The 15410-nt window shown below is 69.8% G+C and carries 16 protein-coding genes; 10 read left to right on the forward strand and 6 right to left on the reverse strand.

Annotated elements, in window-relative coordinates:
- Window positions 1-69: 69 nt before the first annotated feature.
- From ACGHC0_RS19160 to ACGHC0_RS19175, 4 genes are all read right to left on the reverse strand, one after another.
- The gene (locus tag ACGHC0_RS19160; RefSeq protein ID WP_405045305.1) at window positions 70-837 is read right to left on the reverse strand and encodes a thioesterase II family protein; all 768 of its coding nucleotides are present in this window, start codon (window positions 835-837) and stop codon (window positions 70-72) included.
- 5 nt (window positions 838-842) lie between these two features.
- Window positions 843-1103: an MbtH family protein gene (locus ACGHC0_RS19165; RefSeq protein WP_013596032.1), complete on the reverse strand. Its 261-nt coding sequence runs from the start codon at window positions 1101-1103 to the stop codon at window positions 843-845.
- Between the two features lie 146 nt (window positions 1104-1249).
- Window positions 1250-1471 (reverse strand): DUF4880 domain-containing protein, encoded by a 222-nt coding sequence (locus ACGHC0_RS19170; RefSeq protein ID WP_415266469.1) that lies wholly within the window; start codon window positions 1469-1471, stop codon window positions 1250-1252.
- A gap of 101 nt (window positions 1472-1572) precedes the next feature.
- On the reverse strand, window positions 1573-2106 hold the full coding sequence (locus ACGHC0_RS19175) for a sigma-70 family RNA polymerase sigma factor (protein ID WP_415266470.1): 534 nt from the start codon (window positions 2104-2106) through the stop codon (window positions 1573-1575).
- 277 nt (window positions 2107-2383) lie between these two features.
- Here ACGHC0_RS19175 and ACGHC0_RS19180 point away from each other — a divergent pair, with 277 nt between their 5' ends.
- From ACGHC0_RS19180 to ACGHC0_RS19195, 4 genes are all read left to right on the forward strand, one after another.
- Window positions 2384-3973 carry a methyl-accepting chemotaxis protein gene (locus ACGHC0_RS19180; protein WP_415266471.1) on the forward strand — a complete coding sequence of 530 codons (1590 nt, stop codon included), beginning with the start codon at window positions 2384-2386 and terminating at the stop codon, window positions 3971-3973.
- 223 nt (window positions 3974-4196) lie between these two features.
- Window positions 4197-5423, forward strand: a complete 1227-nt coding sequence (locus ACGHC0_RS19185; RefSeq protein ID WP_415266472.1) for a DUF3734 domain-containing protein — start codon at window positions 4197-4199, stop codon at window positions 5421-5423.
- A 106-nt stretch (window positions 5424-5529) separates the two neighbouring features.
- Window positions 5530-6279, forward strand: a complete 750-nt coding sequence (locus ACGHC0_RS19190) for an acetoacetate decarboxylase (RefSeq protein WP_107130214.1) — start codon at window positions 5530-5532, stop codon at window positions 6277-6279.
- Between the two features lie 65 nt (window positions 6280-6344).
- A complete protein-coding gene (locus tag ACGHC0_RS19195; RefSeq protein WP_019701179.1) occupies window positions 6345-7127 on the forward strand; it encodes a 3-hydroxybutyrate dehydrogenase in 783 nt (260 codons plus the stop codon).
- Window positions 7128-7145: 18 nt separating this feature from the next.
- Here the strand turns inward: ACGHC0_RS19195 and ACGHC0_RS19200 are convergent, their stop codons facing one another.
- Window positions 7146-7499 carry a MerR family transcriptional regulator gene (locus ACGHC0_RS19200; protein WP_415266473.1) on the reverse strand — a complete coding sequence of 118 codons (354 nt, stop codon included), beginning with the start codon at window positions 7497-7499 and terminating at the stop codon, window positions 7146-7148.
- 111 nt (window positions 7500-7610) lie between these two features.
- Between ACGHC0_RS19200 and ACGHC0_RS19205 the strand changes: the two genes are divergently transcribed.
- The 4 genes from ACGHC0_RS19205 (at window position 7611) to ACGHC0_RS19220 (ending at window position 13426) form a co-directional block, all read left to right on the forward strand.
- Complete coding sequence (locus ACGHC0_RS19205) at window positions 7611-8048, forward strand: hypothetical protein (RefSeq protein WP_415266474.1); 438 nt, start codon at window positions 7611-7613, stop codon at window positions 8046-8048.
- A gap of 79 nt (window positions 8049-8127) precedes the next feature.
- Window positions 8128-8733: a DUF2760 domain-containing protein gene (locus tag ACGHC0_RS19210; RefSeq protein ID WP_415266475.1), complete on the forward strand. Its 606-nt coding sequence runs from the start codon at window positions 8128-8130 to the stop codon at window positions 8731-8733.
- Window positions 8730-10562 carry an Hsp70 family protein gene (locus tag ACGHC0_RS19215; RefSeq protein ID WP_415266476.1) on the forward strand — a complete coding sequence of 611 codons (1833 nt, stop codon included), beginning with the start codon at window positions 8730-8732 and terminating at the stop codon, window positions 10560-10562. The genes ACGHC0_RS19210 and ACGHC0_RS19215 overlap by 4 nt, the downstream gene beginning before the upstream one ends.
- Window positions 10562-13426: an Hsp70 family protein gene (locus tag ACGHC0_RS19220; RefSeq protein ID WP_415266477.1), complete on the forward strand. Its 2865-nt coding sequence runs from the start codon at window positions 10562-10564 to the stop codon at window positions 13424-13426. The genes ACGHC0_RS19215 and ACGHC0_RS19220 overlap by 1 nt, the downstream gene beginning before the upstream one ends.
- A 57-nt stretch (window positions 13427-13483) precedes the next feature.
- Here ACGHC0_RS19220 and ACGHC0_RS19225 read toward each other — a convergent pair whose 3' ends face one another.
- Window positions 13484-13846: a barstar family protein gene (locus ACGHC0_RS19225; RefSeq protein ID WP_415266478.1), complete on the reverse strand. Its 363-nt coding sequence runs from the start codon at window positions 13844-13846 to the stop codon at window positions 13484-13486.
- An 884-nt stretch (window positions 13847-14730) separates the two neighbouring features.
- Here ACGHC0_RS19225 and ACGHC0_RS19230 point away from each other — a divergent pair.
- A complete protein-coding gene (locus ACGHC0_RS19230) occupies window positions 14731-14985 on the forward strand; it encodes a FitA-like ribbon-helix-helix domain-containing protein (RefSeq protein WP_415266479.1) in 255 nt (84 codons plus the stop codon).
- Window positions 14982-15404, forward strand: coding sequence for a type II toxin-antitoxin system VapC family toxin (locus ACGHC0_RS19235; RefSeq protein ID WP_415266480.1), 423 nt, complete (start codon window positions 14982-14984; stop codon window positions 15402-15404). Before ACGHC0_RS19230 ends, ACGHC0_RS19235 begins: the two co-directional genes overlap by 4 nt.
- The last annotated feature ends 6 nt before the right edge of the window (window positions 15405-15410 follow it).

The following is a 15410-nucleotide window of genomic DNA, read 5'->3' on the forward strand; positions in this document are numbered from 1 at the left end:
GCCAGCCCGCGGCGCCAGCGGCAGCGCGGGAAACCAGAAAAGGAAGCAGGAAAAAAAGGGTGGCCGCGGTCAGGCGGTGGCCGCCAGGGGCTGCGCGCCGCGCGCCGCCCCCGGAGCCGTCATGCGCGCGGCCAGGGTCCGCAGGAAGCGGTCCTCCTCCTCGCGCAGGAAAAAGTGCCCGCCGCCAAACCAGTCCAGGGTCGAAGGGCCGCGCGTCTCGCGCGCCCAGGCCTGCAGTTCGGCCGCGGCGATGCGGTCAGCCCGCCCGCCGAAAATGTGGACGGGGCAGGACAGCGGCGCCGCGCCCTCCACGCACTCCGGCCGGCGGAAGCCGTGGCACAGGCGGTAGTCCGCCCGCAGCACGTCGAGCGTGATGCGCAGCAGCTCAGGCTCGGCGAACACCGCCTCCGGCGTGCCGCCCTGCTCGCGCAGGTCCGACATCAGGCGCGCATCGTCCAGCGGCTCCGCGTAGCGCTCGCCGCTGCGCAGCGCGGGCGCGGCGCAGGCCGACACGGCCAGTGCCGCGGGCACGGCACCGCCCAGGGCCTCCATGCGGCAGGCGACGCCATAGGCGAGCAGCGCCCCCATGCTGTGGCCGAAAAGCGCGAACGCGGCACCACCGGCGGCACGCAGGCAGCCCTCCGCCAGCGGGCCGACGAGATCGGCGTACGACCGCGCGAACGGCTCGCCCATGCGCGCGCCGCGGCCGGGCAGCTCCACCGGCACCACCCGCAACCCGGGGGGCAGGCGCCGCTGCCAGCGCAGGTACATCGTCGCGCTCGCGCCCGCGCAGGGCAGGCACAGCAGCACCAGGTCCGCGTCGCTCGCCATGGCCATCGCCGTCAGGCCGCCGCGGCGGTGGAACCTTCTGCCGCGGCCCCGGCGTCCTGCTGCGCCATCCAGTCGCGCAGCGACTTCGGCCGCATGTCGGTCCAGGCGCCGTCCACGTAGGCCACCACGGTCTTCTTGTCGCCGCGCACGCCGTCCACGGCCTTCCAGCCTTCGGGCACGGCCTTCCAGTGCGGCCAGATCGAATACTGTTCCTCGTGGTTGATCAGGACGATGAAGGTTTCGTCCTCGCGGTCGAAGCAGCTCGTAGACATCGGTGCATCCCTTGTGCGGTTGAACATCCAGCCCCGCCGCGCGGCTCCCGACAGGGAGAGCGCATCCGGACGGGCCTGCCTTCACAAGACGGTTGGCGGGGCCATCTGTTCATCGCGGCCTGCACCCGGGGCCGTTGCGGCACGTTTCAGGAATGCCCGCCGCCATCGTCCGTGCGGCGCGGCACCATGCCGGCCAGCCGCCACAGCTGCGCGGCCTCCTCGTAGCGCTGGCGGTGCAGGGGGTCCGCGTGCAGCCACGCGGCCAGTTCGGCGCGCGCGGCCTCGTCGAACGTCTCGCGGTCGAATTCGCGCTGGACCCAGGTCCAGGCCGCGTCCCAGGTGGGATCCTCATCGTGGGGGGCAGTCATGCACCGAGCCTAGCGCATCCCGACAGTAACGCCGCCGCCACGGGCGGCCTGCACGCCGCGCCCGCCGCCCCGTCAGCCCGCCGCGCGGGACCGCGCCAGAGTCACTGCCCCGCCATCATGTGGACGCGGCAGCGCGCCACCGCCTTCGCAGCCTCCGCGATCAGGCCGTTCACCAGCCCCAGCGCACAGCCCAGGCGTTCGGCGATCTGCCGCTGCGTGAGGCCCTCGATGCGGTAGAGCTCGAACACCATGCGCGTGCGCGGCGGCAGCTGCGAGAGCACCTCGTCGATCGCGTGGATCACCTGCTGCTCGCACATGTGGCGGTCGGGGGAGCGATGGCACGGCACATCGATGGCTTCCACGTCCACGTCGAAGGTGCGGTAGCTCGCCTCCACGCGGTGCCGGCGGCAATAGTCCAGCGCCAGGTTGCGCACCACCTGGCAGCAGTAGCCGATGGGCCGCTCCGCCACGCGCCTGGGCCCTTCGGCGAGCTTCAGGTAGGCGTCCTGCACCACATCGTCCGCCAGGTCCTCGGTATTGACGATCTGCCGCGCCACACGCCACAGCTGCGCACGGTGGGCAACGAACACATCGGCCAGGGAAGGTTCGGACAACGGCATGAAGGACATAAGCATCGCTTTCCTGGAATGGGCGGCGGCGGTTCCGTCGCGCGGAAAGCGATGATACAAACAAAATAAGTAATGCGAATTATTTGTATTTATAAAGTTGCGGCGCTTGCGTAAAAAATGTTTCGGTTCCCCTCCGCATGGGGTCGCAGGGCATCTGGACCCCTCGTGCACAACCAGCGTTTCTACTGATTTTTCTGAAAAACTACAGTAAAAATGATAAAAAATTTAACTATGGGAAAATCCGCAAACACTTTGTTACCCGCGCTTTGGCCGCCTCTCTCCCATGAAGCTCTCCACCCGCCTCGTCGTCCTCCTGTCAGTGCTCTGCGCCGCCTTGGCCATCCTCGGTGCGCTGGGCCTGTACGGCATGGGCAAATCCAACGAGGGCCTGCACTCGGTCTATGAGGACCGCGTCATTCCGCTGACCTACCTGAAGGCGGTTTCCGACCTGTACGCGGTCAGCGTGGTGGATGCCGCGCACAAGGTCCGGGACGGTGCCCTCACCGGATCGCAGGGTGCGGAGCAGATCCGCAAGGCGGCAGAGTCGATCCGCGCCCAGCTCGAGGCCTTCGGCAGGACACGTCTGCTGCCCGAGGAGGAACGCCTGCTGCAGGAGATGAAGCCGCGCCTCGCGGTGGCCGATGCCGCGGCGTCGCGCCTCGCGGCCCTCATGGTCTCCGGAGACCGGCAGCCGCTGGCCGACTATGCGGCCCGCGAGATGTACCCGGCCATCGATCCCCTGCAGGATGTGGTCGGCAAGCTGATCGACGCGCAGGTGCAGGGCGCCCGCACCGAATACGACAGTGCCAACGCGCTGTACGAACGGCTGCGCCTCGCCATGGTGGCGGCCATCGTGGCCTGCATGCTGCTGGCGCTGGCCATGGGCTGCTCCCTGGTGCTGCGCCTGCGCCGGTCGCTGGCACTGGCCAGCGGCGTGCTGGAGGAAGTCGCCGCGGGCAACCTCGCCATCCACATCGACACCCATGGCAGTGACGAGGTCGGCCTGCTCATCCGCAGCCTGGCGGGCATGCGCGACAGCCTGGCCCGGGTGGTCGGCAGCGTGCGCACGAGCGCCGAGAGCGTGGCCGCCGCCAGCACGCAGATCGCCCAGGGCAACAACGACCTGTCGGCACGCACCGAGCAGCAGGCCTCCTCCCTCGAGGAAACCGCGGCCTCCATGGAGGAACTCAACGCCACCGTGCGCCGCAATGCGGACAACGCGCGGCAGGCCAACGAACTGGCGATCAGCGCCTCCCGGGTGGCCGAGCAGGGAGGCGGCGCGGTCGGCGAGGTGGTGCAGACCATGAAGGGCATCACCGAGAGTTCGCGGCGCATCGCGGACATCATCGGCACGATCGACGGCATCGCCTTCCAGACCAACATCCTGGCCCTGAACGCCGCGGTGGAAGCCGCCCGCGCGGGGGAACAGGGCCGGGGCTTCGCCGTGGTGGCGAGCGAGGTGCGCAGCCTGGCCCAGCGCAGCGCCTCCGCGGCCAGGGAAATCAAGGAACTGATCTCCACGAGCGTGGAGCGCGTCGAGCAGGGAACGGTCCTGGTCGATCGCGCCGGCGAGACGATGACGCAGGTCGTGGACTCGATCCGGCAGGTGACCGGCATCATGGCGGAGATCAGCACGGCCAGCCAGGAACAGAGCCAGGGCGTCTCCCAGGTCGGCGAGGCCGTGGCGCAGATGGACCAGGTCACCCAGCAGAACGCGGCGCTGGTGGAAGAGTCCGCCGCCGCGGCCGGCAGCCTCCATGGCCAGGCCCGGAGGCTCGTCGAATCCGTCGCCTTCTTCCGGCTCGGCGCGGCCCGTACCGGTGCGGCCGCCGCCGTCCCGGCCCTGCCGTCCGCCGCGGGCCGGCGCACGTAGGGCGTCGTCCCCGCCTTCCAGGTTGCCCGGCACGCCCGGGGCATCGCGGGAGCCGGCGGGCTGCCGCCAGGCTGCGCGCCGGGTGCGGGCCACATGCGGGGACGGGGTGATGACAGGCGCCCCGGGCGCGCCACGTCGCAAATGCGTATATTGCGATCTCGACAGTGCGCTCCATCCACGGGGTGCAGGCATGCCTTCCACCCCCTACCGCACAGGCCATCGCATGAGCACCAGGAACAGGACGCCCCGTTCGCCCGCGCCCCCCCCTTCCCACCCCCTGCCGGGTACCCGGCTGCCTGCGGGCGGCGTGGACATGCAGTCCGCGGACCGCGCGCTCGTCCTCCAGGGCGGCGGCGCGCTGGGCTCCTACCAGGCAGGGGTGTACGAAGCACTGTTCGAAGCGCATCCGGCCCTCGACTGGGTCGCGGGCGTCTCGATCGGCGCCATCAACGCGGCACTCATCGCGGGCAACGCGCCGGAACACCGCGTCGCGCGCCTGCGGGAGTTCTGGAACCTCGTCTCCTCGGGCTTCGGGCAGCAGGTGCCGCAGTACCTGGGCGACCGCGCACTGCTCAATCAGTGGAGCGCCACCACCGGAGCGCTGTTCGGCATTCCCGGCTTCTTCAAGCCGCGCCTGGACCCCGCCCTGTTGCTGGGCGCCTCCGCGCCCGTGACCAGCTACTACGACACCAGCCCCCTCAAGGGCACCCTGGAGCGGCTGGTCGATTTCGACCGCATCAACCACGGCGGGATGCGGCTCAGCGTGGGCGCCGTCAACGTGCGCACCGGCAATTCGGTGTATTTCGACAGCACCGAGCAGGCGATCGGCCCCGAGCACATCATGGCCAGCGGCGCCCTGCCACCGGGCTTCCCGGCGGTCCACATCGACGGCGAAGACTACTGGGACGGCGGCGTGGTGTCCAATACGCCGCTGCAGTACGTGCTCGACGTGCATCCCCGCACGCGCCCGCTGCTGGTGCTGCAGGTGGACCTGTTCAGCGCCCGCGGCGCCGTGCCCGCCACGCTTTCGGAAGTGGCGCAGCGGCAAAAGGACATCATGTACTCCAGCCGCACGCGCATGAACACCGATGCGCTGTCGGCCAATGTCAACCTGCAGCAGGCCCTCGCCGACCTGATGGACAAGCTGCCGCCCGAACTGCGCCATGACCCGAGCGTGGAAGCCCTGCGCGCGCAGTTCACGCACGCGCCGATCGACATCGTCCACCTGATCTACCGCGGCCGGTCCTACGAGCGCGACTCCAAGGACTACGAATTCTCGCGCGCCACGGTGCTCGAGCACTGGCAGGCCGGCATGCGCGACATGCAGGCCACGCTGGCGCACCCGGAATGGCTGCGCAGCGAGGCCCGCAACGGCGTGACCACCTTCGACCTGAGCGAACCCGGCGCCGCGCGGGTGCGACACCCGGTGGGCGAACCCGGCGGCCTGTAGGACGCGGCCCCGTCACGCCGCCGCTTAAGCCGTTTCTAAGCGGCACTGGCAAGACTGGCGGCGAAGATCCCACCCGCCCTCTCCCCTTCCATCCGAAAGTGCCCGCATGAAGATCGAAGACGTCCGCCAGCAGGCTTTTGCCATGCCCCTGACCAGCCCCGCCTTTCCCCCGGGGCCCTACCGCTTCATGCGGCGCGAGTTCATGGTCATCACCTACCGCACCGACCTGGACGCCCTGCGCGCCGTGGTGCCCGAGCCGCTCGAAGTGACCGAGCCGCTCGTGAAGTACGAATTCATCCGCATGCCCGACTCCACCGGCTTCGGCGACTACACCGAGTCGGGCCAGGTGATTCCCGTGCAGCTGCGCACCGAACGCGGCGTGGAACAAGGCGCCTACGTGCATGCGATGTACCTCGACGACCATCCCCCCATCGCCGGCGGGCGCGAGCTGTGGGGCTTTCCCAAGAAGCTCGCCAACCCCGCGTTCAGCTACGAGACCGACGTGATCGTCGGCACGCTGGACTACGGCCGCGTGCGCGTGGCCAGCGCCACCATGGGCTTCAAGCACCGGCAACTCGACCCCGGCCCCGTGCTCGCCGGCATCGCGCAGCCCAATTTCCTGCTCAAGATCATTCCCCACGTCGATGGCACGCCGCGCATCTGCGAACTGGTGCGCTACCACATGGTCGATGTGACCCTGCACGGCGCCTGGACGGCCCCGGCCTCGCTGGAGCTGCATCCGCACGCGCTGGCGCCCGTGGCCGACCTGCCGGTGCGCAAGGTGGAATCCGCCGTGCACTACATCGCCGACATGACGCTGGCCCTGGGCACCGTGGAACACGACTACCTCGCCTGACCGGCCCGCCTTCCCCGCTTCCATTCATCCATCCGCACATCCAACCCAACCCCGAGGACATTCCCATGCAACTCAAGGACAAGGTCGCTTTCATCACCGGCTCGGCCAGCGGCATCGGCAAGGAAATCGCCACCCTCTTCGCGAAGGAAGGCGCCAAGGTCGTCATCGCCGACCTGAACAAGGACGCCGCCACCGCCACCGCGGATGAACTCAAGGCCACCGGCGCACAGGCCCTGGGCGTGGCCGTCGATGTGACGGACGAGGCCCAGGTGGACGCCGCTGTCGAGGAGGCCGCCAAGGCCTTCGGCGGCATCGACATCCTGGTCAGCAACGCCGGCATCCAGATCGTGCACCCGGTCGAGGAATTCAGCTTCGCCGACTGGAAGAAGATGCTCGCCATCCACCTGGACGGCGCCTTCCTCACCACGCGCGCCTGCCTCAAGCACATGTATGCGCAGGGCCGCGGCGGCAGCGTGATCTACATGGGCTCGGTGCACTCCAAGGAAGCCTCCAAGCTCAAGGCCCCCTACGTGACGGCCAAGCACGGCCTGATCGGCCTGTGCAAGACCGTGGCCAAGGAAGGCGCTGCCAAGGGCGTGCGCGCCAACGTGATCTGCCCCGGCTTCGTGCGCACGCCCCTCGTGGAAAAGCAGATCCCCGAGCAGGCGAAGACGCTGGGCATCACCGAGGACGAAGTCGTGAAGAACGTCATGCTCAAGGAAACGGTGGACGGCGAATTCACCACCACCGACGACGTCGCGCGCGCCGCCCTGCTGTTCGCCGCGTTCCCCACGAATGCGCTCACCGGCCAGTCGCTGGTGGTGAGCCACGGCTGGTTCATGCAGTAAAGCGCCGGGGCCGGGGCGTCACGCGGGCTCCAGCGGACAGGCGAGCGCGATGCGCCCGGCCAGCACGGCCCGCAACTCCGTGAGCGCAGCGATGCGCGCGTCGATCTCGGTCAGCTTGTGCGCCAGCACCGCCGCCAGCGCGGGCGCGGGATCCGGCGCATCCCACAGCTGCGGCAGGCGCTCGCCGATCTCCGCCAGCGTGAAGCCGAGCTGCTGCGCGGTGCGGATGTACTGCACCAGCATCACCGCCTCCGGCGGGTAGTCGCGATAGCCGTTGGCCTGGCGGCGCGCGCGTATCAGGCCCCGCTGTTCGTAGAAGCGCAGTGCCTCCCGGCTGAGGCCCGACAGTTCGGCCAGTTCTCCGATGCGCATGCGTGCAGCCGCCCCGCAGCGGGTGCGGAACGAAAAAAAAAGTGGTTGACCCTGAAGCTTACTTCAGGGTGGAAGCTCGCGCCCTCTTCCACCACTTTTGCGAACGCATCGATGACTCCTCCTGCCTACCTCCGGATCGTGCGCGCCAGCGCCTGGTACGACCTGCTGGTCACCTGGCCCTTCGCCCTGCCCTGGACCTTCGCCTGGCTGTATGCGCAGCTGGCCGCCCTCGCGCTCTACTGGCAGCTGCCCGGCACCGTCCACCCGCTGGACGCCACGCACATGCTGCTGGCCAACCTGCTGGGCGCCGTCGTGGTGGCGTGGTCTCTGGCGAGGCTGCTGTCGCCCTCGGTCCTGCTGGGCCGCCTCGATGCCCTCGCCCGGCTGCTGTTCGCCGCCGCACAGATCCATGCCGTGGTGCAAGGCGCCAACGCGATCGTGCTGGGGTTCACGGTGTTCGAGCTGGTCTTCGGCGTTCTGCAATGCCTGCCCGTCACCCGGCAGCCCCGTGCGGAATCCTCGGGTTTTACAACTGCTTTCCCGCATTGAAGACAATAGCGGTCACGGGGCCCGGCTCCAGGCCGGCCCAACTGCTGCCCGTCGCGCCCCATGGCGCCACCACAGACCCATGACCGAACCCCAAGAACTCCCCTTCCTCTCCCGCCTCTCCCTGGCCATCGGCAGCTTCTTCGCCCTGCTGGGCGACGGCCGCCTGGCCGCGCGCGTGCAGGCGCTGCGCAGCGGCGCTCCGCTGGCCAGCGAAGTGCCGCCGCCCCCTCCCGCACCGGCACCTGCGCCCGTGCAGGCCCCGCCGCCGGCCCCGGTACCTGCCCCGGCCCCCGTGCGCGCCACGGCCGACGTCGATGCCGCCCTGCAGCTGCTGGCCCTGCTGCAGCGCGAAGCGCGCTTCGTCGATTTCCTGCAGGAAGACATCGGCGCCTATTCCGATGCCGACGTGGGCGGTGCCGCGCGCCTGCTGCACGGCGGCGCGCGCAAGGTGCTGCAGGACACCTTCGACCTTGAACCCGTGCGCACCGAAGCCGAAGGCAGCCGCCTGACCCTGCCGGCCGGCTTCGATGCCGCCGCCGTGCGCGTCACCGGCAACGTGGTCGGCCAGCCGCCGTTCACCGGCACCCTGCAGCACAAGGGCTGGCGCGCCACCGCCGTGCGCCTGCCCGCCCTCACCGAAGGGCACGACACCCGCGTGATCGCCCCCGCGGAGGTCGAGCTGTGAGCGAAGCGAAATACGCCATCGGCATCGACCTCGGCACCACGCACAGCGCGCTCTCCTGGGTCGACCTGCACAGCGAGGGCGCGGCGCCCGAGATCCTGCCCATCGCCCAGCAGAGCGGCCCCGGCGCCGTGCAGGACTATTCCCTGCTGCCGTCCTTCCTCTACGTGCCGCACGACAGCGAATTCGCGCCCGGCGACCTGGCCCTGCCCTGGAACGCCACGCCCGGCCGCATCACCGGCGAATGGGCGCGCAGCCACGGCGCGCTGACGCCGATCCGCCTCGTCTCCAGCGCCAAGAGCTGGCTCGGCCATGCCGGCGTGGACCGCCGCGCCGGCATCCTGCCGGCCGACGCGCCGCCCGAGGTCGAACGCATCTCGCCGCTGGCCGCCAGCACCCACTACCTGCAGCACCTGCGCGACGCCTGGAACCACCGCCACCCCGAGGCGCCGTTCGACCAGCAGTCCGTCACCGTCACCATCCCCGCATCGTTCGACCCGGCCGCGCGCGAACTCACGGCCGAGGCCGCCCAGGCCGCGGGCTACCAGGGCATCACGCTGCTGGAAGAACCCCAGGCCGCGCTCTACAGCTGGATCGCCGCAAGCGCGGGCGACTGGCGCAAGCAGGTACAGGTGGGCGACGTGATCCTCGTCGTCGATGTGGGCGGCGGCACCAGCGACTTCTCGCTCATCGCCGTCACCGAAGACGCCGGCAACCTGCAGCTCAACCGCGTGGCCGTGGGCGAGCACATCCTGCTCGGCGGCGACAACATGGACCTGGCCCTGGCCCATGGCGTGGCGCGCGGCCTGGCCGCCGAAGGCAAACAGCTCGACCCCTGGCAGATGCGCGCGCTCACCTATGCGTGCCGCCTGGCCAAGGAGCAGTTGCTCAGCGACCCCGGCCTGCAGAGCGTGCCCCTGGTCGTGCCCAGCCGCGGCTCCAAACTGATCGGCGGCTCCATCCGCACCGAGCTGCAGCGCGAACTGCTCTCCACCATCCTGCTCGAAGGCTTCTTCCCGGCCGTCGAGAGCAGCGCCCGGCCCATCACCCGCCCGCGCGCCGGCCTCACGCAGATCGGCCTGCCCTATGCGCAGGACGCCGCCGTCACCCGCCACCTCGCCGCGCTGCTGGGCCGCCAGGCGGGCGCCACCGCGCAGCTGCCGGGCTTCGCGCAGCCCGAGGGCGCGACCTTCCTGCACCCCACGGCCGTGCTGTTCAACGGCGGCGTGTTCAAGTCCGAACTGCTGGCCGATCGCGTGCTCTCCACGCTCAACGCCTGGCTCGCCGCCGACGGCGCGCAGCCCGCCCGCCTGCTGCAGGGCGCCGACATGGACCACGCCGTTGCGCGCGGCGCCGCCTACTACGGCCAGGTGCGCCAGGGCCGCGGCATCCGCATCCGCGGCGGCACGGCCCAGGCCTACTACGTCGGCATCGAATCCAGCATGCCCGCCGTGCCCGGCCTCGAGCCGCCCGTGCAGGCCCTGTGCGTCGCCCCCTTCGGCATGGAAGAAGGCTCAGAGGCGCCGCTGCCGCCGCAGCAACTGGGCCTCGTGGTCGGCGAATCCGTGCGCTTCCGCTTCTTCGGATCGTCCGTGCGGCGGGGCGACCAGCCCGGCACCCTGCTGGATTTCTGGTCGCCCGAAGAACTGCAGGAACTCGCGCAGATCGAAGCCCACCTGCCCGCCGAAGGCCGCGCCGCAGGCGAGGTCGTGCCCGTGCAACTGCGCGCCCGCGTGACCGACATCGGCACGCTGGAGCTGCTGGCACAAGCGAGTGATAGGGCCTCGGGCGGCGCGCAGTGGAAGGTGGAGTTCGACGTCCGCGACGCGTGATGGCGGCCGCCTTCCGCATCGGCATCGACCTGGGCACGACCCACACCGTGCTCGCGTTCGCGCCCGTGGGCGCGGACGACATCCAGGTCTTCCCCATCCCGCAGAGCATCGCGGCCGGCGAGGTCGCGCCGCGGCCCCTGCTGCCCTCGCTGCGCTTCCATGCGGCCGAAGGCGCGCTCGCGGCGGCCGACCTGCCCCTGCCCTGGCCATCGCAGGAGCCCGCCATCCTCGGCGCCTTCGCGCGCGAACTCGGCCAGCAGACGCCCGGCCGGCTCGTGGCCAGCGCCAAGAGCTGGCTGTCGCACCCCGCCGTGGACCGCACCGCCGCCATCCTGCCCTGGGGCGCGCCCCATGAGGTGCCCAAGGTCTCCCCGCTGGAGGCCAGCGCCAGCTATCTGCGCCACCTGCGCCACGCCTGGGACCACGCCCACCCCGAGGCCCCCCTCGCGCAGCAGCCCACCGTGCTCACCGTGCCCGCCTCGTTCGACGAAGGCGCGCGCCAGCTCACCCTGCAGGCCGCCGCACTCGCCGGCCTGGGGCCCGTGCACCTCATCGAAGAACCGCAGGCCGCGTTCTACGACTGGGTCTTCGCCCACCGCGCCGGCCTCGCCAGCCAGCTGGCCGGCACGCGCCGCCTGCTGGTGGTGGACGTGGGCGGCGGCACCACCGACCTGACCCTTATCGACGTCACACTCGACGCCGCCGGCCAGCCCCAGCTCGCGCGCACCGGCGTGGGCGACCACCTCGTGCTTGGCGGCGACAACATGGACCTCGCGCTCGCCCGCTGGATCGAGCCGCGGCTGTCGGGCGGACCGGCGGGCCAACCCAGCCAAGCAGGCCAGCCCGCGCATGCCCCGCTCTCGGCGATCCAGCTCGCGCAGCTCACCCAGCGCTGCCGCAGCGCCAAGGAGCGCCTGCTCGCCCCGGACGGCCCCGCGGAGACCACCGTCACGCTCCAGGGCAGCGGCAGCCGGCTGATCGGCGGCGCGCGCTCCGCCACCCTCACGCGCGCCGACGTGGACCGGCTGCTGGTCGAGGGGTTTTTCCCACAGGTCGCGGCGGATGCGCAGCCCCTACGTGCGCGTGGCGCCCTCGTCGAATTCGGCCTGCCCTACACCCACGACGCCGCCATCACCCGCCACATCGCCGCCTTCCTGCGGCGCCAGGGCGGCGCCCTGCCCGACACCGTGCTGCTCAATGGCGGCGTGTTCCACGCCCAGGCCCTGCGCGAGCGCCTGCTCGCCACCCTGCGCGACTGGCAGCCGGCCGGTGCTCCGCCCATCCGCCTGCTGGAGGTCGACGACCCCCGCCTCGACGCCGCCGTCGCGCGCGGCGCCGTCGCCTACGCCATGGCCCGCGCCGGCAGCGCGCCGCGCATCCGCAGCAGCGCGGCCCGCGCCTACTACCTCGCGCTCGATGGCGGCCAGGGCGTCTGCGTGCTGCCGCACGGCACCCCCGAAGGCGACACCGTCCGGCTCGCGGACCGGCGCTTCCGCCTGCGCCTGGGCCGGCCCGTGCGCTTCAACCTGGTCACCAGCGCCGCCGATCGCCAGCACGGTGCGGGGGACCTCATCGCCTTGCAGGACGGCGACGAAGGCCTGCAGCGCCTGCCCCCCATCGCCACCGTGCTGCCCAAAACGCAGGCTGGCGGTGCGGCACAGGTCGAGGTACAGCTCGAAGCCCGCATCACCGACGTCGGCACGCTGGAAATGCACTGCGTCGCCGTGAACGCCCCGCATCCCCAGCGCTGGCAACTCGAATTCCAGCTGCGCGGCGATGCGGCCACGCAGGATGTGCATGACGACGGGGACGCAGGTGCCGACGCGAATACCGGCGCCAGGACCGCTTCCGCCGCATCCCCATCCAAGGCCACGGCTCCCCAGCCCCGCCTGCCCGAAGCCCTCGCCGCCATCGACCGCGTCTATGGCGGCAAGAAGCAGCAGGGCGTGGACACGAAAGAGGTCCGCCAGCTGCGCACCACCCTGGAACGCCTGCTCGGCGACCGCGCCACCTGGCCCACTCCCCTATTGCGCACCCTTTTCGGGGCCCTGCTGCAGGGCGCCAAACGCCGCCGCCGCTCCGCCCAGCACGAACGCACCTGGTTCAACCTCGTCGGCTTCACCCTGCGCCCCGGCTTCGGCGACCCGCTCGACGGCTGGCGCATGCAGCAGATGTGGGAGCTGTTCGGCCCCGGCATCGCCCACAGCGACGACAGCCAGCAATGGTCCGAATGGTGGACCCTCTGGCGCCGCATCGCGGGCGGCCTGGACGCCGAACAGCAGCAGATGGTCTACGACGTCATCGCTTACTACCTGCAGCCCGCGGGCGGTACCGACATCCCCGCCCCCGACGGTCCGCGCATGCAGGCGCCCGACGAACTGCTGCGCATGGCCGCCTCGTTCGAGCGCATCCAGCCGGCCGACAAGACGCAGTTCGGCGGCTGGCTGCTGCAGCGGCTGAAGCAACAACAGAAACAGCAGCAGCCACAACGCCCAACGGCCGAACTCTGGTGGGCCCTGGGCCGCCTGGGCGCCCGCCAGCCGCTCTATGCCAGCGTGCACCACGTGCTACCCCCTGCCACCGTGCAGGGCTGGCTCGCGCAGATCGAGGCCGACATCGCTCCCGACTGGGCGCGGCACGAGGCCGCGGCCTTCGCCGTGGCCCAGATCGCGCAGGCCACGGGGGACCGGGTGCGGGATCTGCCGGAGGAGGTTCGCATGCAGATCGCCGGGAAGCTGGAAGCCGCGCATGCTGCGCCGGGCTGGGTGGCGATGGTGCGGGAGGTGACGGTGCTGGACGAGGCGGATCAGCGGCGGGTGTTCGGGGAGGCGTTGCCGCCGGGGCTGGTGTTGGTGCGGGGTTGATTCGGAGCGCAGCGTGACCGCGCGCTCCTGTGTCCGCAGATTGCGCTGCCCGCAGGTCTATTCGCGGATGACGAATTCGAAGACGCGCCCGGACCGGGCATAGGTCTCGCGGGTCTGCTCCAGCACGTCGTTCAACACGGCGAAAGCATCAGGATTGTCCCGCGCGAATAACCCGGCGCCGGTGATGACGAGTTCGAGCGGGAACTCGATGACGGGGCTCGTTCCCCAGATGCCGCCGGAATGCAGATTGAGCAGGCAGTCGAACAGCGCATCCCAGTTCATGCCCCAGCCGGACTCTTCGCCGGGGCGCACCGGGTGATTGCCGCCGGGGCCGCCCAGCTGTAGTGCTTCGCCCATGGCCGCCAATACATCGGCCTTGCTGTGCTTGCCTTGGATGTTGATGGTGAGGACGTTGGGCATGGGGTCGGATTTTGATGGCTCTACGATGGAGGAGCCAAGGTTGATGGATACCAAATTTGGATGAGAGGCAAGCGCCGCACGAAGCAAAGACCGCGGCGCATCGCACCCGCAATGACAGCTTTGCAGCGATCGCTGCCGTTCGCTCTTGGTCACGAATGGGTACTATCGGCCAATAGCGAACGTCGCCCCCTTAGGTTCATTCTTGACTATGGCATTTCATCTGACACATCGCTACGGCAGCATGAGCACTGGCGACGAAGCTTCGGACCTTTCCGGACTGCTTGGCGAGCTAGATGAACGACCTGAGGATACTGAGCATGGCTCTGTGTCCGTTACGCATGAGTCCGAGTGGTGCATCTCCGCGTCTCGGGGCGGCTACGTAGTGTTTGAGAACCTTGAAAGCGGTGGGGAGCGGCATATGGATGGTGTTCCAGCAACCAAAGTGCTTGAGCTGTGGCGGGCGCTTGCAAGAGGCGACATTGCCATCTTGGAATCGGAGCCGTGGAAGTCCGGGTACTAACTCAATGTCCGCTTTGGGAAAAATCTAACGGCGGCTTCGGGCGCAGAGCCGTCATCTGGTCGTCTCCACAGAACGTCCGCAACCAGCCTGAACAGGTCATAGACACTCCCAGCAAAGAGACCGACTAGATCCCGCTTACCCTCCTGAGACACGCCCCTGGACCGTCGACACACCGCTGCAGGCAGCAAGCCATGGTGCAGATTCGAAATCCCACAGCCCCGCCCCGCTCCGTCACTACCAGTGCGCCTCAATAGGGTCACCTAAAAGGCCGCGTCCTGAACTTCATGACCTCATAGGCCGCAGCAATGCACTTCGCATGCAAAAATATAAAATGCATGCATCGAATGCATCCAAGGAGCCCGCCATGGCCATGCTCACCGTCCGCAACCTCCCCGAGGAAGTACACCGCGCCCTGCGCGTCCGTGCGGCCCAGCACGGCCACAGCATGGAGGCCGAAGTGCGCGACATCCTCGAATCCGCCATCAGCCCCCAGGGGCGCGTGAAGCTGGGTTCGCTCCTGGCCGACATGGGTCGCCAGGCCCGGCTGAGCGATGAAGAATTCGCGGTGTTCGAACACGCGCGCGACAAGGCGCCCGCCCGCTCGGTGAGCTTCGAATGATCCTGCTGGACACCAATGTGATGTCGGAGCCGCTCCGGCAGGCCCCGGAGCCGCGCGTGGTCGAATGGATCGATGCCCAGGCCATGGAAACCCTGTTCCTTTCCGCCATCACGGTAGCGGAATTGCGGGCAGGCGTCGCCCTGCTGCCGCCAGGCAAGCGGCGCACAGGCCTCCAGGACAACCTGGAAAAGCGCGTGCTGCCCCTGTTCGCGGGTCGGGTTCTGCCTTTCGATCTGGCCTGCACGCAGTCCTATGCCAAGCTAATGGCCGAGGCCCGCAACGCCGGCTTGGCGATCGGCACGGCCGATGGCTACATTGCCGCGATCGCCGCGGCCAACGGCTTTGCCGTCGCAACCCGCGACACCAGCCCCTTCGAAGCGGCAGGCGTCACCGTCATCAACCCATGGGCCTCGACATGAGCGCGC

It is taken from the genome of Acidovorax sacchari (assembly GCF_042847045.1).
Taxonomy (GTDB): Bacteria; Pseudomonadota; Gammaproteobacteria; order Burkholderiales; family Burkholderiaceae_C; genus Paracidovorax; species Paracidovorax sacchari.

What these genes read in the sequence shown, in the direction of transcription:
- ACGHC0_RS19160 (WP_405045305.1), bottom strand. Translation starts at nt 837, where the DNA reads ATGGCCATGGCGAGCGACGCGGACCTGGTGCTGCTGTGCCTGCCCTGC.
- ACGHC0_RS19165 (WP_013596032.1), bottom strand. Translation starts at nt 1,103, where the DNA reads ATGTCTACGAGCTGCTTCGACCGCGAGGACGAAACCTTCATCGTCCTG.
- ACGHC0_RS19170 (WP_415266469.1), bottom strand. Translation starts at nt 1,471, where the DNA reads ATGACTGCCCCCCACGATGAGGATCCCACCTGGGACGCGGCCTGGACC.
- ACGHC0_RS19175 (WP_415266470.1), bottom strand. Translation starts at nt 2,106, where the DNA reads ATGCTTATGTCCTTCATGCCGTTGTCCGAACCTTCCCTGGCCGATGTG.
- ACGHC0_RS19180 (WP_415266471.1), top strand. Translation starts at nt 2,384, where the DNA reads ATGAAGCTCTCCACCCGCCTCGTCGTCCTCCTGTCAGTGCTCTGCGCC.
- ACGHC0_RS19185 (WP_415266472.1), top strand. Translation starts at nt 4,197, where the DNA reads ATGAGCACCAGGAACAGGACGCCCCGTTCGCCCGCGCCCCCCCCTTCC.
- ACGHC0_RS19190 (WP_107130214.1), top strand. Translation starts at nt 5,530, where the DNA reads ATGAAGATCGAAGACGTCCGCCAGCAGGCTTTTGCCATGCCCCTGACC.
- ACGHC0_RS19195 (WP_019701179.1), top strand. Translation starts at nt 6,345, where the DNA reads ATGCAACTCAAGGACAAGGTCGCTTTCATCACCGGCTCGGCCAGCGGC.
- ACGHC0_RS19200 (WP_415266473.1), bottom strand. Translation starts at nt 7,499, where the DNA reads ATGCGCATCGGAGAACTGGCCGAACTGTCGGGCCTCAGCCGGGAGGCA.
- ACGHC0_RS19205 (WP_415266474.1), top strand. Translation starts at nt 7,611, where the DNA reads ATGACTCCTCCTGCCTACCTCCGGATCGTGCGCGCCAGCGCCTGGTAC.
- ACGHC0_RS19210 (WP_415266475.1), top strand. Translation starts at nt 8,128, where the DNA reads ATGACCGAACCCCAAGAACTCCCCTTCCTCTCCCGCCTCTCCCTGGCC.
- ACGHC0_RS19220 (WP_415266477.1), top strand. Translation starts at nt 10,562, where the DNA reads ATGGCGGCCGCCTTCCGCATCGGCATCGACCTGGGCACGACCCACACC.
- ACGHC0_RS19225 (WP_415266478.1), bottom strand. Translation starts at nt 13,846, where the DNA reads ATGCCCAACGTCCTCACCATCAACATCCAAGGCAAGCACAGCAAGGCC.
- ACGHC0_RS19230 (WP_415266479.1), top strand. Translation starts at nt 14,731, where the DNA reads ATGGCCATGCTCACCGTCCGCAACCTCCCCGAGGAAGTACACCGCGCC.
- ACGHC0_RS19235 (WP_415266480.1), top strand. Translation starts at nt 14,982, where the DNA reads ATGATCCTGCTGGACACCAATGTGATGTCGGAGCCGCTCCGGCAGGCC.